Source organism: Burkholderia metallica, from assembly GCF_001718555.1.
Taxonomy (GTDB): Bacteria; Pseudomonadota; Gammaproteobacteria; order Burkholderiales; family Burkholderiaceae; genus Burkholderia; species Burkholderia metallica.
The window spans coordinates 2450772-2472527 of the sequence record NZ_CP013403.1 but is presented as its reverse complement, the minus strand read 5'-3'; the positions used below and the strand labels follow the sequence as shown (position 1 = coordinate 2472527).

Sequence of the window (21756 nt, the reverse complement as noted above, 5' to 3'; positions counted from 1 at the left end):
GAATGGGGCGGGGCGTCGGGCGCCCCGCGTCGAATGGCGGCGCGTCAGCGGTTCACGAGTTTCGCGGGCGTGAGCCACACGGCGAGCGCGCCGATCACGAGCATCGCCGCGAGCACGTACATCCCGGATGCGGTGCTGTGCGTGACGTCCTTCAGGTAGCCGATCACGTATGGGCTCGCGAAACCGGCGAGATTGCCGACCGAGTTGATGATCGCGATCCCGGCCGCGGCCGCGGAGCCGGCGAGGAACGCGGTCGGCAGCGACCAGAACAGCGGCGCGCAGGTCAGCACGCCGCCTGCCGCGAGCGACAGGAACACGATCGACACCGCCGTATTGTGCGAGTACGACGCGGCGACCGCAAACCCGAGCGCGCCCATCAGCGCCGGCACGATCAGGTGCCAGCGGCGTTCGCGGCGCTTGTCCGCGCTGTGGCCGAACAGGTTCATCACGACGATCGCGACAAGGAACGGAATCGCGGACAACAAGCCGATCTGCAGCGTATCGGTGATCCCGGTCGATTTGACGAGCGTCGGCATCCAGAACGTGAGACCGTACTGGCCGGTGACGAACGCGAAGTAGATCAGCGACATCCACCACATGCGCGGGTCGGCGAATACGGCCTTCAGCGAATGGCCGTGCTTCTGCTGCTCCTGCGGCTGCGCGGCGATTTCGTCTTCGAGCAGTTGCTTCTCGCGCTCGTCGAGCCACTTCGCGCTGCGGATGCTGTTGTCGAGATACAGGATCGTCGCGATGCCGACGAGCACGGCCGGCACGGCTTCGATCATGAACATCCATTGCCAGCCGTGGAAGCCCGAGCCGCCGTGAAAGCGCTCCATGATCCAGCCCGACAGCGGGTTGCCGAAGATGCCCGATACCGGAATCGCGGACATGAACACCGCGATGATCTTCGCGCGGCGATGCGACGGGAACCAGTACGTGAGATACAGGATCACGCCCGGATAGAAGCCGGCTTCCGCGAGGCCGAGCAGGAAGCGCAGCACGTAGAACTGCGTCGGCGTCTGCACGAACGCGAACAGGCCGGACAGCAGGCCCCACGTGATCATGATCCGCGCGATCCAGATGCGCGCGCCGATGCGGTGCATCAGCATGTTGCTTGGCAGTTCGAACAGAAAATAGCCCAGAAAGAAAATGCCGGCGCCGAGCCCGAACACGGTTTCGCTGAACGCGAGATCCTGCGACATCTGCAGCTTCGCGAAGCCGACGTTCACGCGGTCGAGATACGCGACCACGTAGCAGAGCATCAGGAACGGCACGATGCGCCAGAACACTTTCTTGTAGGTGCGGTCGAGTTCGGCCGAATGGGCGGGCGCGGCGGGCGAGCGGCCAGCGGCCGCGTCGAGAGCAGTCATCGTCGTCTCCAGGATGTTGTCTGCCGGCGGCGCGCGCGCCGCCGGATCATGTGTGTGTGCTGACGGAACGGCCCGCGCACACGGCGGGCAGGAAAATCGTTGCGCGGCGCGTCGTTACCAGCGCGCGCCGAAGCTGGCACGCAGTTCGTCGAGCGCCGCGTCGTCGAGCGGTCCGGGTTTCGGGTGGGTCATCAGCCACAGCCGTGCCGTTTCCTCGAGTTCTTCGAGCGCATACGACGCGTGCGATACCGACGGCCCCCACATCACCGGGCCGAGGCGCTCGAGCAGCACGCCGCGCACCTGGTCGGCGAGCGCCGCGACTTCGGCCGCGACGGCCGGGTCGCCCGGGCGGCGGTAGCGGATCAGCGGAACGTGGCCGACCTTCATCACGTAGTACGGCGTGATCGGCGGCAGCACGTCGGTGTCGCGCCACACGCCCGCGAGCGTCAGTGCGACGAGATGCGTCGAATGCGTATGGACGACGCCGTTCGCCTCCGCGTTGCGTGCGTAGATGCCGCGATGCAGCGCGAGCGTTTTCGACGGCTTGCCGCCCGACACGGGCTGGCCGTCCGTGCCGACCTTCGCGATGTCGTTCGGGTCGAGCCGGCCGAGGCACGCGTCGGTCGGCGTGATCAGCCAGCCGTCGGGCAGGCGCGCGCTGATGTTGCCCGCGCTGCCCACCGCATGGCCGCGCGCATACAGGCTCGCGCCGACCACGCAGATTTCCTCGCGCAGTTTGGCTTCGCTGCTCATCGTGCGGCTCCGTCGAGCGCGCGCAGCGCCTTGTCGAAAAAGTCCGTGGTGCCGAAGTTGCCGGACTTCAGCGCGAGGCCGAGCGGCTGCGCGTCGCTGGTCCCGCTTCCTTCGGGCGTGGCGGTGGCCGGCACGCCCGGATCGATCTGCGCGCCGATCTGCAGCGACTTCACGTCGAGCGCCTGCACGACCGCGCCGGACGTCTCGCCGCCGGCGACGACGAACTTGCGCACGCCGAGATCGCGCAGGCCGCGCGCGATCGCCGCGAGCGTGGCTTCGACGAGATGGCCGGCCGCGTCGACGCCGAGCGCCTGCTGCACGGCCTTCACTTCGTCGGGCGTGGCCGTCGCGTAGATCAGCACCGGCTGCGGCAGGTGCGAGCGCGCGAACGCGAGCGCCTGGTCGACGACGGGTTCGCCGCGCGCCGCCGCGAGCGGATCGATGCGAAAGCTCGGCCGCGTCGTGCGCCATGCGGCGACCTGCGCGTTGGTGGCCTTCGATGCGCTGCCGGCGAGCACGGCCGACAGGCCTTCGATGCGCGGCAGCGACGCCGCGTCGTCGCGCTCGGGCAATTGCTCCGCGCGGCGGAAATTCGCGGGCAGGCCGAGCGCGATGCCCGAGCCGCCGGTGACGAGCGGCAGGCCCGCGCACGCTTCGCCGAGCACGTAGAGATCGCGGTCCGACAACGCATCGGCGATCGCGAAGCGCACGCCTTCCGCGCGCAACTGGTCGATCCGCGTGCGCACGGCGGCCGCGCCCAGCGCGATCGTGTCGTAGCGGATCAGGCCGACCGGCGACTTCGTCTGCCGCTGCAGCACGCGTACGAGGTTCGCGTCCCGCATCGGCGTGAGCGGATGGTTTTCCATCCCCGATTCGTTCAGCAGCACGTCGCCGACGAACAGGTGGCCGCGATAGATCGTGCGGCCGTTCTCGGGGAAGGCCGGACACGCGATCGTGAAGTCGCCGCCGGCCGCATCGAGCAGCGCATCGGCGACGGGCCCGATGTTGCCCGCGTCGGTCGAATCGAACGTCGAGCAATACTTGAAGAAGAACTGCCGGCAGCCCTGCGCGCGCAGCCACGCGTACGCGGCGAGCGATTGCGCGACGGCGTCGGCAGCAGGGATCGTGCGCGACTTCAGCGCGACGACGATCGCGTCGGCATCGAGCGCCGCGTCGGCCGCGGCGCCGTCGGCGGGCACGCCGATCGTCTGCACGGTGCGCATGCCGCTCTTCACGAGCATGTTCGCGAGATCGGTCGCGCCGGTGAAATCGTCGGCGATGCAGCCGAGCAGGGGACGGGAAGCGGAAGCGGTCATGGCGGGTACGTCGTTCGAATCAGCGGGCGGGCGGCAGCGTGATGCCGGGGAAAGTCTTGATCACGGCGGAATCGTCCTCGCCGCCGTGACCGGCGCTCGATGCGCTCATGAACATCTGGTGCGCGGTGGCCGACAGCGGCAGCGGGAACTTGCTGCGGCGCGCGGTATCGAGCACGAGGCCGAGATCCTTCACGAAGATGTCGACGGCCGACAGCGGCGTGTAGTCGCCGTTCAGGATGTGCGGCACGCGGTTCTCGAACATCCACGAGTTGCCGGCGCTGTGCGTGATCACGTCGTACAGCGCGTCGGCGTCCACGCCTTCGCGCAGGCCGAGCGCCATCGCCTCGGCCGCCGCAGCGATGTGTACGCCGGCCAGCAGCTGGTTGATGATCTTCACTTTCGAGCCGATGCCGTGCGCGTCGCCGAGGCGATAGACCTTGCCGGCGATCGCCGCGAGCACGTCCTCGCAGCCCGCGTATGCGGCCGCCGGCCCCGACGTCATCATCGTCATCTCGCCGGCGGCCGCGCGCGCGGCGCCGCCGGACACCGGCGCATCGAGCATCTGCAGGCCGGCGGCCTCGATGCGTGCGCCGAGCGCGACCGCGAATTCGGGCGCGACGGTCGCGCTCGCGATCACGACGCCGCCCGGCTTCATCGCCGCGACCGCGCCGTGTTCGCCGAACAGCACCGTTTCGGTTTGCGCGGCGTTGACGACGAGCGTGACGACGACGTCGCACTGCGCGCCGAGTTCGGCCGGGCTCGCGCACGCGATGCCGCCTTCCGCGGCGAACGCCTGCAGCACGGTGTCGCGCACGTCGCATGCATGGACGCGCAGGCCGGCGCGCAGCAGCGAGCGGGCGACGCCGAGGCCCATCGCGCCGAGGCCGATGACTCCAACATTTCGTGACATGGTCAACCTTGATCGATTCGGGAGTGGGGCGGCGCTGTGGCCGCCGGTTTCAGCAGATGCCGGCTTCCGCGAGACGGCGGGCGGCGTTGTACATGTGCGTGCGTGCCGCGTTGCGCGCGGCCATCGGGTCGCGGGCGCGGATCGCGTCGGCGATCGCTGCGTGCTCGTCGCGCACCTGGCGCGAGAAGTCCTCGCGCGTCGCTTCGTTGCGCCGCGTGACCTTCACGCCGGCTTCGAGATACTGGTTCAGGAACTGCAGCGTCTTCAGGAAATACGGGTTGCCGGTGACGGCTGCGATCGTGCGGTGGAACGCGACGTCTTCCGCGACGCCGTCGCGGCCTTCGGCCACTGCATCGTCGATCCTGCGCAGTGCGTCGTCGATGTCGGCCATGTCTTCGTCGGTGTGATGCAGCGCCGCTTCGGCCGCGACCTCGGCCTCGATCGCGCGGCGCACCGCGAGCAGGTGCGGCAGCGACGTGGCTTCGACGGCTTCCGCGTAATCGATCCGCAGCGGCCGGATCGCGCCGTGCTGGTTCACGAACACGCCGCTACCCTGGCGCGGCTCCACCACGCCTTCGTTCTTCAGCCGCGAGATCGCCTCGCGGATCACGGTGCGGCTCACGCCGAATTCCTGCGCGAGCACCGCTTCGGTCGGCAGCTTGCCGGTGGCCGAGAAACTGCCGGCTTCGATCTGCTTGAGCAGTTGCTGTGCGACGTGGTCGCTCATCGCACGGGCGGGAATCTTCTCGAACATGACGCTCAGGTTTGTAAGGTGATGTGGTCATCATACAAATTTGGGCGTGCGTCAGCATCCGGGATAACCCTCGGTCAACAGCGGCGAACGTCGGTTAACTTGACTGGAACCGGTTCCAATTGCCGGTATTGCTCGGCGTTGAAGTCGTGACCAGGCGGATGTGTTTGACGACGGGACGGGGGAGACGACGCCCGTGGCGTCGCGGGGCGCGCGCCGGCGTGGCCTGCGCTTACATCGGGTGCGGCGGCCGCGCGAGCCCTCAGTCGACGATGTCCTCGGTCGCGCCGGCCGCCGCCGTATCGGCTGCCGCGTCCGTCTCGGCCGCGCCGCCGCGCTCCCGATACGTCGCCGGCGGCACGCCGAACTGCTTGCGGAATTCGCGCCCGAGGTGCGACGCGTCGGCGAACCCGCAGCTCGATGCGATATCGGCGACCGTGCGGTCCGAGCTCGTCAGCAGCCACGCGGCCGTGCGCAGCCGCACCTGCTTCGCGAACACCTGCGGGCTCTTGCCCGTTTCCGCCTTGAACAGCCGTTCGAGCTGCCGCGTCGAAAGATCGAGCTTGCTCGCGAGCTCGTCGAGCGACAGCGCGCGCCCGACATGCTGTTCCATCAGGAGAATCGCGCGCTTGACCTTCGGATGCGTCGCGGGTTCGAGCCCCGGCGGGTGGGGCTGCGGCGCGTTGCCCTTCTGCATCTCGCCGACGAGCAGGATGCGCAGCGCCTTCTGCACGGTCGCGTGGTCGAAATGGCGCAGCAGGATCGCGGCGGCGACGTCGATCGATGCGCGGCCGCCCGAACACGTGATGCGGCGCCGGTCGATCACGAACAGCCGGTCGGCGATCAGCAGGTCGGGATCGGCGTTCGGAAAGCGCTCGATGAAATCCCAGTAGTGAAACCAGCTCACGCAGGTGCGGTAGCCGTCGAGCACGTTCGCGCGCATCAGCGTGAACACGCCGGTGCAGATGCCGACGAGCGTCGCGCCGCCGGCCGCCGCGCGGCGGATGAAGTCGAGCGTCTCGGGGCCGGCCTGCGGCCCCGAATGCAGCAACCCGCCGACCACCACCACGTAGTCGAACGGCTCGGCCGCGTCGAACGTCTCCCACGGCGTGATCTGGATCCCGCAGCTCGCGCGCACCGGCGCGAGGGTTTCGCCGATCACGCTCCACGCGCAGCGCACGGGCTTGCTGTAGTCGCCGTCGTCGGCCGACAGCCGGAGCATGTCGACGAAGCCCGAGAAGGCCGTCAGCGTGAAGTTCGGCAGCAGCACGATGCCGAAGCGGATGCGCCGCGGGGCGGGTTCTGCGAGGGGGGAAGCGGGTACGTCGGTTGTCATCGCGGCCAATCTCTTCACGCCGGGCGGGCGGTCTCACTCAGTCTGTTGATGCAGGTCATGCGGATACGGCAGCCGGGCACGGCCGGGCGGTGCGGTCAGGGGCCGTTCCCGGCGGGAACAAGCCCTGAGCCAGCGTCGCCGATCGGGTCGCGCCCGACTTGTGGTTTTCCGTCGCGAACCATCGCCAAAGCGTACTTCCGGGCCGGCCGGCGCGGGGTTTGGCGGCGGTATCCCACGCCGATGCCGTTTTTGTTCTATCGGCCGATTTTACGCTTTGATGTACTGGCGCCAACGTCATTTCACGTGTGTCTCATCCAGAGGAAGCCAGATGAACGTCAGCGTCTTCGACCTGTTCAAGATCGGCATCGGCCCGTCCAGTTCGCATACGGTCGGCCCGATGATCGCCGCGTGCCGCTTCGCGTCGCACGTGGAGGACGCGAACCTGCTCGGTTTCGTGCGCCGCGTGCGGGTCGAACTATACGGCTCGCTCGGCGCGACCGGCAAGGGGCACGGCACCGACAAGGCCGTGCTGCTCGGCCTCGAGGGCCACCTGCCCGACACAATCGATCCGGACCTGATCGAGCCGCGTCTCGCCGCGATTCGCGCGGAGAAATCGCTGTCGCTGCTCGGCAAGCAGACGGTCCGCTTCGAGGAAAAGGAGCATATCGGCTTCTATCGCAAGCTGATGAGCGGCACGAGCATCGTGCACCCGAACGGGATGCGCTTCCAGGCATTCGACGAGCACGGCCAGCTGCTCGTCGAGAAAGAGTATTACTCGGTCGGCGGCGGCTTCGTCGTAAACCGCGACGGCGACCGCGTGAACGGCGTGCGCGCGGCGGTCGAGGTGCCGTATCCGTTCCGCACCGGCGACGACCTGATGCGTCAGTGCCGCGAACACGGGCTGTCGATCGCCGAGCTGATGATGCGCAACGAATGCGCGCTGCGCCCCGCCGACGAAGTGCGCGCCGGGCTGCTCGCGATCTGGCGCACGATGGCCGCCTGCGTCGAGCGCGGCTGCAAGGTCGAGGGCGACCTGCCGGGCCCGATGCGCGTGAAGCGCCGCGCGGCCGAGCTGAACGCCCGCCTGCGCGCGCGCTCGGAAGAATCGCTGCGCGACCCGCTGTCGATGCTCGACTGGGTCAACCTGTATGCGATGGCCGTGAACGAAGAGAACGCGGCCGGCGGGCGCGTCGTCACCGCGCCGACCAACGGCGCGGCCGGCGTGATTCCCGCGGTGCTGCACTACTACGTGAAGTTCGTGCCGGGCTCGAACGAAGCCGGCATCGTCGAATTCCTGATGACGGCCGCGGCGATCGGGATCATCTACAAGGAAACCGCGTCGATCTCGGGCGCGGAAGTCGGCTGCCAGGGCGAAGTGGGCGTCGCGTGCTCGATGGCCGCCGCCGCGCTCGCCGCGGTGATGGGCGGCACGCCCGACCAGGTCGAGAACGCGGCCGAGATCGGCATGGAGCACAACCTCGGAATGACCTGCGACCCGGTCGGCGGGCTCGTGCAGATCCCGTGCATCGAGCGCAACGCGATGGGCGCGATCAAGGCGTTGAACGCGTCGCGCATGGCGCTCAAGGGGAACGGCCAGCACTACGTGTCGCTCGATTCGGTCATCAAGACGATGCGCGAGACGGGCGCCGACATGAAGACGAAATACAAGGAAACGTCGCGCGGCGGTCTGGCCGTGAACGTCATCGAATGCTAACGAAGGATCACTAACATGAGCCGCTACTCGATATTCAGCCTGTTCCGCAACGGCCTCTCGTATCACGAGAACTGGGAAAAGCAGTGGAAGAGCCCGGAACCGAAGAAGGAATACGACGTCGTGATCGTCGGCGGCGGCGGCCACGGCCTCGCGACCGCCTACTATCTCGCGAAGGAACACGGCATCACGAACGTCGCGATTCTCGAGAAGGGCTGGATCGGCGGCGGCAACACCGCGCGCAACACGACGATCGTGCGCTCGAACTATCTGTGGGATGAATCGGCCGCGCTGTACGAGAAGGCGATGAAGCTGTGGGAAGGGCTGTCGCAGGATCTGAACTACAACGTGATGTTCAGCCAGCGCGGCGTGATGAACCTGGCCCACACGCTGCAGGACGTGCGCGACACCGAGCGCCGCGTGAACGCGAACCGGCTCAACGGCGTCGACGCCGAATTCCTGACGCCCGCGCAGATCAAGGAAATCGAGCCGACCATCAACCTGAACAGCCGCTACCCGGTGCTCGGCGCATCGATCCAGCGCCGTGCGGGTGTCGCGCGCCACGACGCGGTGGCGTGGGGCTTCGCGCGCGGCGCCGACCGCGCCGGCGTCGACATCATCCAGAACTGCCAGGTGACGGGCATTCGCCGCGAAGGCGGCGCGGTGGTCGGCGTCGATACGGTGAAGGGTTTCATCAAGGCGAAGAAGGTCGCGGTGGTCGCGGCCGGCAACACGACGACGCTCGCCGACATGGCCGGCGTGCGCCTGCCGATCGAAAGCCACCCGCTGCAGGCGCTGGTGTCCGAGCCGATCAAGCCGGTCGTCAACTCGGTGATCATGTCGAACGCGGTGCACGCGTACATCAGCCAGTCCGACAAGGGCGACCTCGTGATCGGCGCCGGCATCGACCAGTACACGGGCTTCGGCCAGCGCGGCAGCTTCCACATCATCGAAAGCACGCTGCAGGCGATCGTCGAGATGTTCCCGGTGTTCTCGCGCGTGCGGATGAACCGCCAGTGGGGCGGCATCGTCGACGTGTCGCCGGACGCATGCCCGATCATCACCAAGACCGACGTGAAGGGCCTCTATTTCAACTGCGGCTGGGGCACCGGCGGCTTCAAGGCGACGCCCGGCTCGGGCTGGGTGTTCGCGCACACGATCGCCCGCGACGAACCGCATCCGCTGAACGCGCCGTTCGCGCTCGACCGTTTCTATACGGGCCACCTGATCGACGAGCACGGCGCTGCCGCCGTCGCGCACTGAACGAGGAGAAAAACATGTTGCTGATCGAATGTCCGTGGTGCGGGCCGCGCGCCGAATCCGAGTTCTCGTGCGGCGGTGAAGCCGACATCGTGCGCCCGGTGAACAACGAGAACATGACCGACCGCGAATGGGGCGAGTACGTGTTCATGCGCGAGAACAAGCGCGGGCTGCACAAGGAGCAATGGCTGCATGCGCAGGGCTGCCGCCGCTGGTTCAAGGCGACGCGCGACACGGTGACCTACGATATCAAGGGCTACGAAAAGTTCGGCGGTGAAGCTGCCGCCAACGCACACGAAGAGGGCACGAGCAAATGAGCCAGAAAGACCGCCTCGGCACCGGTGGCCGCATCAATCGCGCGATTCCGTTGACGTTCACGTTCAACGGCCGCACGTATCAGGGCTTCCAGGGCGACACGCTCGCGTCCGCGCTGCTCGCGAACGGCGTGCACTTCGTCGCGCGCAGCTTCAAGTACCACCGCCCGCGCGGGATCGTGACGGCGGACGTCGCGGAACCGAACGCCGTCGTGCAGCTCGAATCGGGCCCGTACACGGTGCCGAACGCGCGCGCGACCGAGATCGAGCTGTACCAGGGGCTCGTCGCCACCAGCGTGAACGCCGAGCCGACGCTCGAGAACGACAAGTACGCGATCAACCAGAAGTTCTCGCGCTTCCTGCCGGCCGGCTTCTACTACAAGACGTTCATGTGGCCGCGCAAGATGTGGCCGAAGTACGAAGAGAAGATCCGCGAGGCGGCGGGGCTCGGCAAGGCGCCCGAGGCGCTCGACGCCGATCGCTACGACAAATGCTACGCGCACTGCGACGTGCTCGTCGTCGGCGGCGGCCCGTCGGGTCTCGCGGCCGCGCATGCGGCCGCCACGGCCGGCGCGCGCGTGATCCTCGTCGACGACCAGCGCGAACTCGGCGGCAGCCTGCTGTCGTGCCGCGCGGAGATCGATGCGAAGCCGGCGCTGCAGTGGGTCGAGAAGATCGAGGCCGAACTGCGCAAGCTGCCCGACGTGACGATCCTGTCGCGCAGCACGGCGTTCGGCTACCAGGACCACAACCTCGTGACGGTCACGCAGCGCCTGACCGATCACCTGCCGGTGTCGATGCGCAAGGGCACGCGCGAGCTGCTGTGGAAGGTGCGCGCGAAGCAGGTGATCCTCGCGACCGGCGCGCACGAGCGCCCGATCGTGTTCGGCAACAACGACCTGCCGGGCGTGATGCTCGCGGGCGCCGTGTCGACCTACGTGCATCGCTTCGGCGTGCTGCCGGGCCGCAACGCGGTCGTGTTCACGAACAACGACCGCGCGTATCAGGCCGCGCTCGACCTGAAGGCATGCGGCGCGAAAGTGACGGTCGTCGATTCGCGCGCCTCGTCGAACGGCGCGCTGCCGGCCGCCGCGAAGCGGCAGGGCGTGACGGTGATGAGCGGAGCCGTCGTCACGAGCGCATCGGGCAAGTGGCGCGTATCGTCGGTCGACGTCGCGTCCCACTCGAACGGCCAGGTGGGCGGCAAGCTGCAGACGCTGCCGTGCGACCTCGTCGCGATGTCGGGCGGCTTCAGCCCGGTGCTGCACCTGTTCGCGCAGTCGGGCGGCAAGGCGTGCTGGAACGACGAGAAGGCATGCTTCCTGCCGGGCAAGCCCTTGCAGGCGGAAGCGAGCGTCGGCGCGGCGGCCGGCGAATTCGGCCTGGCGCGCGCGCTGCGGCTCGCGGTCGATGCGGGCGTGGAAGCCGCGAAGGCGGCGGGCTTCACGGCCGCGCAGCGCGCGGTCGCGCCGCAGGTTGCCGAAGCCGTCGAAGGCGCACTGCAGCCGTTGTGGCTCGTCGGCAGCCGCGAGGCCGCGGCGCGCGGGCCGAAGCAGTTCGTCGATTTCCAGAACGACGTGTCGGCGGCCGACATCCTGCTGGCCGCGCGCGAAGGCTTCGAGTCGGTCGAGCACGTGAAGCGCTATACGGCGATGGGCTTCGGCACCGACCAGGGCAAGCTCGGCAACATCAACGGGATGGCGATTCTCGCGGGCGCGCTCGGCAAGACGATTCCGGAAACGGGCACGACGACGTTCCGCCCGAACTACACGCCCGTGTCGTTCGGCACGTTCGCGGGCCGCGAGCTGGGCGATTTCCTCGACCCGATCCGCAAGACCTGCGTGCACGAGTGGCACGTCGAGCACGGCGCGCTGTTCGAGGACGTCGGCAACTGGAAGCGGCCGTGGTACTTCCCGAAGAACGGCGAGGATCTCCATGCGGCCGTGAAGCGCGAATGCCTGGCGGTGCGCAACAGCGTCGGCATCCTCGACGCGTCGACGCTCGGCAAGATCGACATCCAGGGCCCGGACGCGGTGAAGCTGCTGAACTGGATGTACACGAACCCGTGGAACAAGCTCGAAGTGGGCAAGTGCCGCTACGGGCTGATGCTCGACGAGAACGGCATGGTGTTCGACGACGGCGTGACGGTGCGCCTCGCCGACCAGCATTTCATGATGACGACCACGACGGGCGGCGCGGCGCGCGTGCTGACGTGGCTCGAACGCTGGCTGCAGACCGAGTGGCCGGACATGAAGGTGCGGCTGTCGTCGGTCACCGATCACTGGGCGACGTTCGCGGTGGTCGGCCCGAAGAGCCGCAAGGTCGTGCAGAAGGTGTGCCAGGACATCGACTTCGGCAACGACGCGTTCCCGTTCATGAGCTACCGCAACGGCACCGTCGCGGGCGCGAAGGCGCGCGTGATGCGGATCAGCTTCTCGGGCGAACTGGCCTATGAAGTGAACGTGCCGGCGAATGCGGGCCGCGCGGTGTGGGAAGCGCTGATGGCGGCCGGCGCCGAGTTCGACATCACGCCGTACGGCACCGAGACGATGCACGTGCTGCGCGCGGAGAAGGGCTACATCATCGTCGGCCAGGATACCGACGGCTCGATCACGCCGTACGACCTCGGAATGGGCGGGCTGGTCGCGAAGTCGAAGGACTTCCTCGGCAAGCGTTCGCTCACGCGCTCGGATACCGCGAAGGAAGGCCGCAAGCAGTTCGTCGGTCTGCTGACCGAAGACGAACAGTTCGTGCTGCCGGAAGGCGCGCAGATCGTCGCGAAGGACACGCAGGTGTCGGCGGTCGATCCGACGCCGATGATCGGCCACGTGACGTCGAGCTACTACAGCCCGATCCTGAAGCGCTCGATCGCGCTCGCGGTGGTGAAGGGCGGCCTGAACAAGATGGGCGAGAGCGTCGTGATTCCGCTGGCCGACGGCAAGCGCATCACCGCGAAGATCTCGAGCCCGGTTTTCTACGATACCGAAGGGGTGCGCCAGCATGTGGAATGAAACCAGAAACCAGACGCAGGTGGCGGGCGCGGGCGGCGTCGCGCTCGAGTCGCCGTTCGTCGGCGCGGCCGACGTGCTGAAGCCGCACCAGGCGCGCGCATCGAAGAAGTTCACGCTGCGCGAGCGGCCGTTCCTCGATCTCGTCAACGTGCGCGGCGAGTTGAGCGATCCGGCGTTCGTTGCCGCGTTCGAGCGCGTGGTCGGCTGCCGGCCGCCCGCGCAGCCGAACACGGTCGCGCGCGGCGCCGAGTACGACGTGCTGTGGCTCGGCCCCGACGAGTGGCTCGTGCGCTCGAACGGGCCCGTGCAGGCCGGCGTGCTCGAAGCGCAGCTCGCGGAGGCCGTGCAGGGTTCGTATGCGGCGGCCGTCGACGTCGGCAGCGGCTATACCGTCGTCGAGATCAGCGGCGAACGCGTGCGCGACGTGCTCGCCCGCGGCTGCCCGCTCGATCTCCATCCGCGCGCATTCAAGCCGGGCCAGTGCGCGCAGTCGCACTACTTCAAGTCGTCGATCGTGCTGATTCCGACCGGCGACGACGCGTTCGAGATCGTCGTGCGCCGCAGCTTCGCCGACTACTTCGTGCGCATCATGCTCGACGCGGCCGCGCCGCTCGCATCATGAAGCCGTTCGACGAGCCGTTCGTGGCGATCGACACGCCGCGCCTGCGCGGGCGCGGCTGGAGCGTGTTCGTCGACGAACTGAAGGTACCCGCGCGGATCGGCATTCATGCGCACGAGCATGAAGCGCCGCAGCCGATCGTGATCGATGCGCGGCTCGGCTATCGCTGCGAGCCGAGCGAGCAGGGCGAGTGGATCGATTACGACGGTTATTGCGCGCGCGTGGCCGCGTTCCTGTCGCACAAACCGCATACGCGGCTGCTGGAGACGCTCGTCGCCGATATCGCGGTGCTGTCGTTCCGCGAATGGCCGGCGCTGGAATCGCTGACGCTGTCGGTGTACAAGCCGAAGATCCGGCCGGGGACGAAGCGCGTCGGCGTGTCGCTCGACTGGACGCGCGGGGATTATTTGCGGTGGACGGGGGCGGCGGGGCAGTTTTGATGGGGAAAGGGCCAATCGTTCCGATATTTACGTAACGATGCCGCCGGCGCGCGTTCGGCGGCGCTTTTGTTCCTGGTATCCCGGAATTATGGCTCGTACGCTGCCTCGCCCGATCCGCTTGCACCGGATCTTGCGGCGTTGGGGGCGCTCGTCCGCAACCGGCGGGCGCAGAACCGGATGCGGATCGATGACGCGGCCGATATGCTCGGCGTCTCCAAGGACGTGCTGTCGCGTCTCGAAAACGGCCGGTCAGTGAGCGTCGACAAATTGTTCAAGGTGCTCGATGGACTAGGCCTCAATGTGCTCGTCGTGCCGAAACGCGACGTGCCGGTGGCACGCAAGGCGCTGCGTGAGTCGGCCGAGCCGTCCGATCCGACCGTGTCGCGGGAGGGTGCCTGACGGTTCATCGCCTGCGCATCGCGCCGATGGTGCCCAAGGTGACCACCGCGCTGCTTTGACGTCGAGCGTTCCGCGGGCGGTCGCCGCGGCACCCGTTCCAGCGTGCCGCGGCTTTCGCCCCGAGCGGTCGCGTCAAGCCGCGGCCGCCCCATCCAGCGTCGGATAGTCCACATATCCGCGCGCATCGCCGCCGAAGAACGTTTCGCGCTGCGCGTCGTTCATCGGCGCGCCCGTCTTCAGCCGCGTCACGAAATCCGGATTCGCGAGCACCATCTGCCCGTACGCTTCGAGATCGGCGAGCCCCGTCTTCAAGTCCGCGCCGATCGCGTCGCGCGCGCGGCCCGGGCGGTTCAGGATCAGCATGCCGTTCCAGCGCGCGCGCAGGTCGGCCAGCAGCGCTTCATTGCCGTGATGCATCACGTGCAGGTAAGCGAGGCCGAGACGGTCGAGCTCGGTCACCAGATAGCGGTTCAGGTCCGGCCCTTGCTCGCCTTCGTCCACGCCGCCGAGCGTGGCGCCGGGCGACAGGCGGATCGCGGTGCGGTCGGCGCCGATCTCGTCGGCGATCGCCGTCGCGACCTCGATCGCGAAGCGGGCGCGGTTCTCGATCGAGCCGCCATACACGTCGGTGCGCGTGTTCGCATTCGGCGAGAAGAACTGCTGGACGAGATACCCGTTCGCACCGTGGATCTCGACGCCGTCGGCGCCGGCCTCGATCGCGCGGCGCGCCGCGGTGCGGAAGTCGTCGACGGTCGCGCGCACTTCCTCGGTCGTCAACGCGCGCGGCACCGGGATGTCCTGCATGCCCTTGACCGTGAACATCTGCGCGCCCGGTGCGATCGCCGACGGCGCGACACCCTGCCGGTGATGCGGCGTGTTGTCGGGATGCGACATGCGCCCGACGTGCATCAGCTGGATGAACAGCCGGCTGCCGCGCGCATGCACCGCGTCGCTGATGGTCTTCCAGCCGGCGACGTGCGCGTCGGTATAGATGCCGGGCGTCGTGAGATAACCCTGCCCGTCGTCGGACGGCTGCGTGCCTTCGGTGACGATCAGGCCCAGGCTCGCGCGCTGCGCGTAGTATTCGGCGGCCCATTGGCCGGGCGTGCCATCGAAGGCCGCGCGGCTGCGCGTCATCGGCGCCATGACGAGGCGGTTTTGCAGTGTGTAGCGGCCCACGCGGGCCGGGGTGAACAGTTGGCTCATGATGCGTTGCTCCTCGAAGTTCGGGACGGCGGCACCGGGACGATGCCGCTTCGGGCGCCGGCCGCGCATCGTTGCGCGGGCCTCGCCTCCACGCAGTCATCATCCATTGCTTCCTTTTCGGGATAAACCGGGTAATCTGGATAACATTGATCCAAACATGGAGCAGTCGACTTGGAATTGCTGAACGATATGGCGCTGTTCGTCGAGGTCGTGAAGGCGAAGGGTTTTCGCAGCGCGGCGGAAACGCTGGGCGTGCCGAATTCGACGCTGTCGCGGCGTATCGGCGCGCTGGAGAAGGCGATCGGGTTGCGGCTGCTGCATCGCACGACGCGCCGGATCGAGCTGACCGAGGCCGGCCGGCTGTATTTCGAGCGCTGCAAGCGCATCGTCGACGAGGCGCGGCTTGCGCACGAGCAGCTCGGCGGTCTGCTGGCCGAACCGACGGGCGTGCTGCGCGCGTCGTTTCCGGTCGATTTCGCGGTGACGTATCTGGCGCCGCTGATCGTCGAGTTCTCGAACCGCTACCCGAAGCTGACGTTCGATTTCGAGCTGACGTCGCGACGTGTCGATCTGGTGAGCGAACCGTTCGACGTGGCGATCCGCATGGGCGAATCCGAGGATTCTCAACTGATCGCGCGGCGGCTGGCTACGCTCGGGAACTACCTGTATGCGTCGCCCGGCTATCTCGACCGGGAGGGCGAGCCGCGCATGCCGGACGACCTGACGCGGCATGCGTGCCTCGGCCTCGCGAGAGCCGGCACGTGGACGCTGCACGATGGCGTGCGCACGGTGTCGGTGCCCGTGAGCAGCCGCTTCGCGGTGAACAGTGTCGGCATGCTGCGGCGCCTGGCCACGCTCGACGCCGGCATCATCGTGCTGTCGGAAGAGATCGTCGCGGACGACCTGGCCGCCGGCCGATTGCGCCGCGTGATGCCCGCATGGGAGGGCGAGCCGGTTCCCGTCTATGCGATGACGGAAACGCGGCTGCTGCCCGCGAAGACGCAGCATTTCATCGAGTTTTTGCGGGAGCGTTTCGCGCAGGCGTGACGGGCGGTTGCGCGGGTATCCTGCCGTCGATCACTGCGTGCCCGACTTGTCGCTGACCGGCACCATGCGGGCTTTCGTATCGTTCGCGGCGTTTGCGGAATTTGCGGCGTTCACGGCCTTCGCGTCGTCGCCCGGTTCGAGCACGAAACGGAACGAATCGACCCGCTGCATCACCTTCGCCGCATACGCGTTCGAGCCGCCGCTGTAACTCCTCAGTCCGGCCCGCACGTCGCCTCCGGCGGCCCTCACGTAGCCCGACAGGATCGCCGACCCGACTTCGACGTTCGCGTTCGGTTCGGTCAGGTCCTTCACGTTGCGCAACAGGCCGCGGTGCGCGGCCGGCACGACCTGCATCAGCCCGGTCGCGCCATGCTGGCCGCGCGCCTTTTCCTGGAAGCGCGATTCGATCGAAATGATCGCGTAAACGAGTGCCGGAGGCAGGGAATATTTCGTCGCAGTTACGCTCACGATATCGGCGAGCTTCGCGGCCCGCTCCTTCGCGACACCGAATTTCTTCGTCAGGTAGGACGTGATGCGGCGGTTTGCTTCGTTGGGCTGATCGTTCGCGTCCAGCGCGGAAGCGGCGAGTGGCGCGGACGCAGCCATTTGCTCGGGCGCGGAGGCGACCACCGCCGACGCCTGTTGCGCCGATGCCGTGTGCGGCAAGCCGAGCGAAAGTACGATCAGCCAGAGTAACCGTCGCATGGTCGAGTGCGGGGAAATGGGAGGCGCATAGTATATCGGCCAATCGCGGCCGATGTGTGCGCGCGGGATCGAATGAAAGCGCAGTGTCAGCTTGTTGCGGTGCGCGGCGCCAGATCGTGGACCGTTGCGCGGACACACATCGGAGTCCAGAGCGACGTTGCGACCGATCCGGGAGCGCATCTCCGTCAGTCGCGATCGAGATCGGCCTTGAGCATATGAAGGCGGGTTCGTCCGTCGGGAGTGAAATGCGTACCGAAGCGTACCAGCCCTTCCCGATGCAGATGGCAACTCATGGTAAAGCTCAGCAGCATGCCGGGCTCGACATCCCGGACCTGGAGATCGATCGACTTGACGCGCGGCTCGTGCTTGAGAATCGTCGCTTCGATTGAATGTCGGAGCCGGTGCGCAGACGATGGCAGATGACGATAGATTTCCGAAAGATCGTCCAGGCCGTAGTCCGGCAGATGCGCAAGACTGTTGCGTCGGCTGTTCAGGATGCGCTGTATGTTGTCCTGTACGGAAAGAAACGTCTGCGTCGCTGCGTCGAAATCGGCGATGTTGGAACCGTTTGAAAAATGTCCGGTGAGGGCTTCGAAGAGGCCGGGGCCCGTCGGGTTCATCCATTCACCTCCGCGTTAAGATGAAAATTGTCCGGCACCTGCTCGGTATGAGAGCACCGGAATGTGAGTTGCAGGTTCATGGCTGCACGATTTCAGCGACTGAACGACCGAGCCATTCATTGAGCGCGAGATAGAGCATGCCCCCCATGATGAACGAGAGGGCGAGCCAGCTGAACGGCCCAAAGCGGCCGCTCGGCCGGCATGCGGTGACGTCATCGATCATGACGGGAAGGTGCGTGTCCGGCTTGCCGCCGAGGCGCTCATCGATTGCGTTCAGAAGCGCGGCATGAGCGCCACGCTCGCCGAGTGCGAGCTTGCCCGCAAACCCGAGATCCAGTATCGCCCGGAAGATCGCAAGTAGCGGCAGAACGGGGCGGGGCTCGGCAACGCGGTGTTCGATGCGCGAAATCACCTCGTGGCCGGCGTCGTTCCGGCCAAAGGCTTCGACCTGCAACGGTTCGCGCTCCCAGGCGGTGCGATCGTCTCCGGTCAGGTTGCGCAATGCCGTCTCGTCGAGTAATGCGCATTGGGCGTACAACGCGTCCTCGATCACGTCCAGCGGATGGCCGGCCGACGTCATTTCGTCGCGCAGTCGGGCAACCTGTGCGCTGCACGAATGCCGAAGCGGGGCGAACGAATGGCGTGCCGGTTCGTGGGTGAGACTCGCGACGGTCATCGCGGTATCGCGTAAGGCGACCGGCAGCAGTATTGCGGCATCGACGGGCTGCGGCATCATGCGGGAAGCACCACGTAAAGTTCGAGCGAGACGTCGGGTACCGACGCGGGGATATAGAACTGACATGCCCGTGCATCCATCATGCGCTTGAACGCGGCGTGAGCACCGTCAAGAGCAAAGTACTGGTTCTCGATGCGAACCGGAATGGCGGCGGGAACGCGCGACATGGCGCGCAGCGGAATGCCGGGCAGCGCGGAGTTGACGATCTGCTCGACGTCGTCGGGCGATCCGGCCTTGCACAGGCGCGGTAGCTGTTCGAGCAACGCATGAGCGGGCAACCCGGACTGGACCGACAGGTAATACTCCGCACCTTCGACGAGCCGGTCGTCGTTGATTTTGCCCAACCATGACGTCCCGCGAAGCTTCTCCAGGGCGATCGGTACGACACGCGATGGAACGACCGTATCGAGGAGCGTGCGAATCAACGATTCGAGTTCCGCGAAAACCGGATCGGGATCGAGATGATCGTAGGCAGGAATGGATTGCAGGGTTTCCGCTGTCGAGAATGTCAGCAACGAACCGGCCAGGCGTGCCAGCGTGCCATACAGTCGTTCGGGGTGCTGATCGGGCGCCTGACACAGTCGTGCAAGCTCGGGCCAACAACTGTTCACGCTGTGCAACAGCCAGAACAGCGACACGTCGGCGACCGCGTAGTCGGCGATCTGATCGGAACGCTCCCGGCGTCGCACGGCGAGGCTGGCGCTCTTGGCCAGCAGGATCTCGGATAGCCGGGTCATGCGGCCGACGAGGTGGCTGCTGGCCGACAGGAACAGACACGGCGGCACGAAGGCGGCGTCCATCTCGAAACGCCCCTGCGCGTTGCGCGAGATTCTTCCGATCGGGCAGGTGACGTAGTCGCTCGACACCTCGAAATCGAACAGCAACGCCAGCGCATGGCGTTCTACGCTGATCTCCTCCACGTTGTCGCCGTTCACGTCGGCGACCTGGAGATACTCCCGCCGAAAACGCCGCGGCCGCGCAGGTCTTTCGTCAATGTCGATACAGTTGCCGCCTTGCGGATCGAGGAGCGGTAACCCGATGAGCACGACAACCGAATCGGCCTGCGCGGGGACGTCGTTCAGATCGCGCGCCGGCGGAAGGCGATCGGCCGACTCGCTGTCGACCAGGGTTCCGTCCGGCAGGCGCAGATCGAGTGCGGACACCTGCAGGCGATCGATCGTCAGGGCCTGGGTGTCGAACGCAATCCGGCATACGCCCCACGGATCGGGGCTCGTGATGCGCGCGATGCGTTCGTCGGTCGCGTGGTTCCACAACGCCTGCTGCTGAAAGTGCTGGGGCGTCATGAAAATTCCCTTGGCCCACAGCGGTCTCGTTATCTTCATCGTCGTTCGATAGGCATGAAAAATATAGTTTGAGGACGGCCCCGATAGTCAGCGTCGGTTTTTTGCCTTGGGCATTTGAGAGACGAGCGACAGGCCGATGTCCATCCCTTCGATCTGAAAGTGCGGAACCACGAACAGCCTGATGCGAAAAAAGCCGGGGTTGTCTTCGATGTCCTCGACGCTGACGCGTGCTTCCCGTAGCGGGTGCGATGTCTGCAGGTCGTCGCCTGGATCGGTCATTTCCGTTACGAGCGACTTGATCCAGGTATTCAACTCCAGTTCGAGCAGGCGCCTGTCTTTCGTCGTTCCGATGTTCTCGCGCTGGATCAGCTTCAGGTAATGCGCGATACGCGAGATCAGGAAAATATAGGGGAGTCGCGCATTGATGCGGCTATTCGCCGCTGCTTCCTTCGCCTCGTATGAAACGGGTTTCTGCGCGGAGTTCGCCGAAAAGAAGCAGGCGAAATCGTGGTTGAGATAGAACGAAAGCGGAATCAACCCGAGGTTCGCGAATTCGGCTTCGCGCGTTTCCGGAATCAGCGCCTCGGCTGGAATTTTCGCCGGGGTTCCGCTGCCGAGGTCGTAGAGATGAACTGGCAGATCCGTCACGAGGCCGCCCGCGCGAGGCCCGCGAATCTGCACACACCAGCCGTTCCGGACGAAGCTCTTTACCAGGTTCGCGGCGAACACGAACGAGGCGCTTGCCCAAAGGTAGCGGCTGGAGTCGGGGCCCTTGACGGTTTCACGATAGCTGAACGCCCGAACGGGCACGGTGTCCGGGCCGTATGGCGGACGGGCCAGGAAACGCGGGAGCGTGAGCCCGACATAACGGGCATCGTCGGATTCGCGAAAACTTTTCCATTTCCGGTATTCGACGCGATCGAGATAGCTGTCGAGGTCCCGAATACAGACGACTTCCTCCATCGTCCGCTTGCCGAAGAACAGCGGCGATACCGCGCCGATGAACGGCATGTGCGCCGCGGCGGAAACCTTCGAGATATCGCGCAGCAGCGCGATGTCCGGCGCGCTGCGATCGAATGCGTAACCGGCAATGATGGCGCCGATCGGCTCTCCACCCGGCGTGTCGTATTCGCGGACGTACGTATGCAGAAAAAGGCCGCTCTGAATGATTTCGGGCGAGTCCTCGAAGTCATGCCGTAACTGTTCCTTCGAGACGTCGAGCACTTCGATACGTACGTTCTTGCGGAAATCGGTGCGATCGACCAGGTATTTCAGACCGCGCCACGTCGATTCGATTTGCTGAAACGCGGCGTCATGCAGGATCGCGTCGATCTGGTTGCCGATTCGCGCGTCCAGTCGGGCGATGTGGAAGTCGATCAAGCTCTTGTCCAGCACGTCGATCTTTTGCGACGTGCTCCCGATGGCGTCGATGAGTACGGTAATCGCATGCACCAGACGCTCGCCTGCCGTCGATCTCGACACGATATCGGGCTGCGCGAACGCATGCAGAGGCTGCACGGGCACCGTGGGCGAGATGCCGAGCGTGTCGCACAGCGACGCATAGATTCCGTCCGACGACGCGGATGCGCCGGGGTCCGTGCTCGTCGCCGACTCACGCGGAGCGGTTTCGCGTTCCGACATGTCTCAATACTCGTCGATGATCACTTGATATGTACGAGTCAAGCAAGACGCACTCTCGAAATTTCAATCGATGAATGTGACTGATCGAAAGTATTCGATTGCTTTCTAGTACAAATTCCATTGATTGAATGGTCGGGTAATTACGAGATAAAGATTCGTACATCAAAATTCTAAGTTAGGATAAATAGCACATAAATTTCATCTTGAAATTTCCATTCGAAATAATTTTTGAAATCTGCGAAAAATCCGTGAATGTCGATTCACAACGGATGCCAAACTGTTTACCATGCGTCGAAAAAATTCATAT

Annotated in this window: 20 protein-coding genes; 8 read left to right on the top strand and 12 right to left on the bottom strand. The window is 66.1% G+C overall.

The genetic code is table 11. From position 1 onward, the window contains the following. Positions 1 to 44: 44 nt before the first annotated feature. The 6 genes from WJ16_RS30475 to WJ16_RS30450 form a co-directional block, all read right to left on the bottom strand. Positions 45 to 1370, bottom strand: coding sequence for an MFS transporter (locus WJ16_RS30475; protein WP_069260683.1), 1326 nt, complete (start codon positions 1368 to 1370; stop codon positions 45 to 47). Between the two features lie 114 nt (positions 1371 to 1484). Next, complete coding sequence (gene otnC / locus WJ16_RS30470; protein ID WP_069260682.1) at positions 1485 to 2123, bottom strand: 3-oxo-tetronate 4-phosphate decarboxylase; 639 nt, start codon at positions 2121 to 2123, stop codon at positions 1485 to 1487. Beyond that, positions 2120 to 3439 carry a 3-oxo-tetronate kinase gene (gene otnK, locus WJ16_RS30465; RefSeq protein WP_069260681.1) on the bottom strand — a complete coding sequence of 440 codons (1320 nt, stop codon included), beginning with the start codon at positions 3437 to 3439 and terminating at the stop codon, positions 2120 to 2122. Before otnK ends, otnC begins: the two co-directional genes overlap by 4 nt. A 19-nt stretch (positions 3440 to 3458) precedes the next feature. After that, complete coding sequence (gene ltnD, locus WJ16_RS30460; RefSeq protein ID WP_069260680.1) at positions 3459 to 4349, bottom strand: L-threonate dehydrogenase; 891 nt, start codon at positions 4347 to 4349, stop codon at positions 3459 to 3461. Between the two features lie 49 nt (positions 4350 to 4398). Continuing rightward, positions 4399 to 5103, bottom strand: coding sequence for a FadR/GntR family transcriptional regulator (locus WJ16_RS30455; RefSeq protein WP_069260679.1), 705 nt, complete (start codon positions 5101 to 5103; stop codon positions 4399 to 4401). A 259-nt stretch (positions 5104 to 5362) separates the two neighbouring features. Beyond that, a complete protein-coding gene (locus WJ16_RS30450) occupies positions 5363 to 6436 on the bottom strand; it encodes a GlxA family transcriptional regulator (RefSeq protein ID WP_069260678.1) in 1074 nt (357 codons plus the stop codon). A gap of 328 nt (positions 6437 to 6764) precedes the next feature. Between WJ16_RS30450 and WJ16_RS30445 the strand changes: the two genes are divergently transcribed. From WJ16_RS30445 to WJ16_RS30415, 7 genes are all read left to right on the top strand, one after another. Next, positions 6765 to 8150, top strand: coding sequence for an L-serine ammonia-lyase (locus WJ16_RS30445; RefSeq protein ID WP_069260677.1), 1386 nt, complete (start codon positions 6765 to 6767; stop codon positions 8148 to 8150). Between the two features lie 15 nt (positions 8151 to 8165). Continuing rightward, entirely contained in the window at positions 8166 to 9410 is a 1245-nt protein-coding gene (locus WJ16_RS30440; RefSeq protein WP_006480591.1) for a sarcosine oxidase subunit beta family protein, read from the top strand. A gap of 14 nt (positions 9411 to 9424) precedes the next feature. Next, on the top strand, positions 9425 to 9724 hold the full coding sequence (locus WJ16_RS30435) for a sarcosine oxidase subunit delta (RefSeq protein WP_069260676.1): 300 nt from the start codon (positions 9425 to 9427) through the stop codon (positions 9722 to 9724). Continuing rightward, the gene (locus WJ16_RS30430; RefSeq protein ID WP_069260675.1) at positions 9721 to 12732 is read left to right on the top strand and encodes a sarcosine oxidase subunit alpha family protein; all 3012 of its coding nucleotides are present in this window, start codon (positions 9721 to 9723) and stop codon (positions 12730 to 12732) included. Before WJ16_RS30435 ends, WJ16_RS30430 begins: the two co-directional genes overlap by 4 nt. After that, positions 12722 to 13354 (top strand): sarcosine oxidase subunit gamma, encoded by a 633-nt coding sequence (locus WJ16_RS30425; protein ID WP_069260674.1) that lies wholly within the window; start codon positions 12722 to 12724, stop codon positions 13352 to 13354. The genes WJ16_RS30430 and WJ16_RS30425 overlap by 11 nt, the downstream gene beginning before the upstream one ends. Next, positions 13351 to 13791 carry a dihydroneopterin aldolase gene (locus WJ16_RS30420; protein ID WP_069260673.1) on the top strand — a complete coding sequence of 147 codons (441 nt, stop codon included), beginning with the start codon at positions 13351 to 13353 and terminating at the stop codon, positions 13789 to 13791. Before WJ16_RS30425 ends, WJ16_RS30420 begins: the two co-directional genes overlap by 4 nt. Positions 13792 to 13863: 72 nt before the next feature. Further along, positions 13864 to 14190: a helix-turn-helix domain-containing protein gene (locus tag WJ16_RS30415; protein WP_069261229.1), complete on the top strand. Its 327-nt coding sequence runs from the start codon at positions 13864 to 13866 to the stop codon at positions 14188 to 14190. Positions 14191 to 14322: 132 nt separating this feature from the next. Here the strand turns inward: WJ16_RS30415 and WJ16_RS30410 are convergent, their stop codons facing one another. Beyond that, positions 14323 to 15396, bottom strand: a complete 1074-nt coding sequence (locus tag WJ16_RS30410; RefSeq protein WP_069261228.1) for an alkene reductase — start codon at positions 15394 to 15396, stop codon at positions 14323 to 14325. Positions 15397 to 15567: 171 nt separating this feature from the next. Here WJ16_RS30410 and WJ16_RS30405 point away from each other — a divergent pair, with 171 nt between their 5' ends. Then, entirely contained in the window at positions 15568 to 16443 is an 876-nt protein-coding gene (locus WJ16_RS30405) for a LysR family transcriptional regulator (RefSeq protein WP_174921867.1), read from the top strand. 30 nt (positions 16444 to 16473) lie between these two features. Here the strand turns inward: WJ16_RS30405 and WJ16_RS30400 are convergent, their stop codons facing one another. The 5 genes from WJ16_RS30400 to tssC all read right to left on the bottom strand — a co-directional run bounded on the left by WJ16_RS30400 (position 16474) and on the right by tssC (position 21449). After that, the gene (locus tag WJ16_RS30400) at positions 16474 to 17148 is read right to left on the bottom strand and encodes a lytic transglycosylase domain-containing protein (RefSeq protein WP_069260672.1); all 675 of its coding nucleotides are present in this window, start codon (positions 17146 to 17148) and stop codon (positions 16474 to 16476) included. A gap of 185 nt (positions 17149 to 17333) precedes the next feature. Then, a complete protein-coding gene (tssE, locus tag WJ16_RS30395) occupies positions 17334 to 17768 on the bottom strand; it encodes a type VI secretion system baseplate subunit TssE (RefSeq protein ID WP_069260671.1) in 435 nt (144 codons plus the stop codon). 76 nt (positions 17769 to 17844) lie between these two features. Then, a complete protein-coding gene (locus tag WJ16_RS30390) occupies positions 17845 to 18504 on the bottom strand; it encodes a DotU family type IV/VI secretion system protein (protein ID WP_069260670.1) in 660 nt (219 codons plus the stop codon). Next, positions 18501 to 19847, bottom strand: a complete 1347-nt coding sequence (tssK, locus tag WJ16_RS30385) for a type VI secretion system baseplate subunit TssK (protein WP_076606033.1) — start codon at positions 19845 to 19847, stop codon at positions 18501 to 18503. The genes WJ16_RS30390 and tssK overlap by 4 nt, the downstream gene beginning before the upstream one ends. Before the next feature lie 48 nt (positions 19848 to 19895). After that, positions 19896 to 21449: a type VI secretion system contractile sheath large subunit gene (tssC, locus tag WJ16_RS30380; RefSeq protein WP_069260668.1), complete on the bottom strand. Its 1554-nt coding sequence runs from the start codon at positions 21447 to 21449 to the stop codon at positions 19896 to 19898. Between the last annotated feature and the right edge of the window lie 307 nt (positions 21450 to 21756).

Bases quoted from the DNA above. Each gene is read 5' to 3' on its own strand.
- WJ16_RS30410 (WP_069261228.1), bottom strand. From the start codon at position 15,396: ATGAGCCAACTGTTCACCCCGGCCCGCGTGGGCCGCTACACACTGCAA.
- otnC (WP_069260682.1), bottom strand. From the start codon at position 2,123: ATGAGCAGCGAAGCCAAACTGCGCGAGGAAATCTGCGTGGTCGGCGCG.
- WJ16_RS30450 (WP_069260678.1), bottom strand. From the start codon at position 6,436: ATGACAACCGACGTACCCGCTTCCCCCCTCGCAGAACCCGCCCCGCGG.
- WJ16_RS30425 (WP_069260674.1), top strand. From the start codon at position 12,722: ATGTGGAATGAAACCAGAAACCAGACGCAGGTGGCGGGCGCGGGCGGC.
- WJ16_RS30435 (WP_069260676.1), top strand. From the start codon at position 9,425: ATGTTGCTGATCGAATGTCCGTGGTGCGGGCCGCGCGCCGAATCCGAG.
- WJ16_RS30390 (WP_069260670.1), bottom strand. From the start codon at position 18,504: ATGATGCCGCAGCCCGTCGATGCCGCAATACTGCTGCCGGTCGCCTTA.
- ltnD (WP_069260680.1), bottom strand. From the start codon at position 4,349: ATGTCACGAAATGTTGGAGTCATCGGCCTCGGCGCGATGGGCCTCGGC.
- WJ16_RS30430 (WP_069260675.1), top strand. From the start codon at position 9,721: ATGAGCCAGAAAGACCGCCTCGGCACCGGTGGCCGCATCAATCGCGCG.
- WJ16_RS30440 (WP_006480591.1), top strand. From the start codon at position 8,166: ATGAGCCGCTACTCGATATTCAGCCTGTTCCGCAACGGCCTCTCGTAT.
- tssE (WP_069260671.1), bottom strand. From the start codon at position 17,768: ATGAACCCGACGGGCCCCGGCCTCTTCGAAGCCCTCACCGGACATTTT.
- otnK (WP_069260681.1), bottom strand. From the start codon at position 3,439: ATGACCGCTTCCGCTTCCCGTCCCCTGCTCGGCTGCATCGCCGACGAT.
- WJ16_RS30445 (WP_069260677.1), top strand. From the start codon at position 6,765: ATGAACGTCAGCGTCTTCGACCTGTTCAAGATCGGCATCGGCCCGTCC.
- WJ16_RS30400 (WP_069260672.1), bottom strand. From the start codon at position 17,148: ATGCGACGGTTACTCTGGCTGATCGTACTTTCGCTCGGCTTGCCGCAC.
- WJ16_RS30455 (WP_069260679.1), bottom strand. From the start codon at position 5,103: ATGTTCGAGAAGATTCCCGCCCGTGCGATGAGCGACCACGTCGCACAG.
- tssK (WP_076606033.1), bottom strand. From the start codon at position 19,847: ATGAAGATAACGAGACCGCTGTGGGCCAAGGGAATTTTCATGACGCCC.
- WJ16_RS30475 (WP_069260683.1), bottom strand. From the start codon at position 1,370: ATGACTGCTCTCGACGCGGCCGCTGGCCGCTCGCCCGCCGCGCCCGCC.
- tssC (WP_069260668.1), bottom strand. From the start codon at position 21,449: ATGTCGGAACGCGAAACCGCTCCGCGTGAGTCGGCGACGAGCACGGAC.
- WJ16_RS30420 (WP_069260673.1), top strand. From the start codon at position 13,351: ATGAAGCCGTTCGACGAGCCGTTCGTGGCGATCGACACGCCGCGCCTG.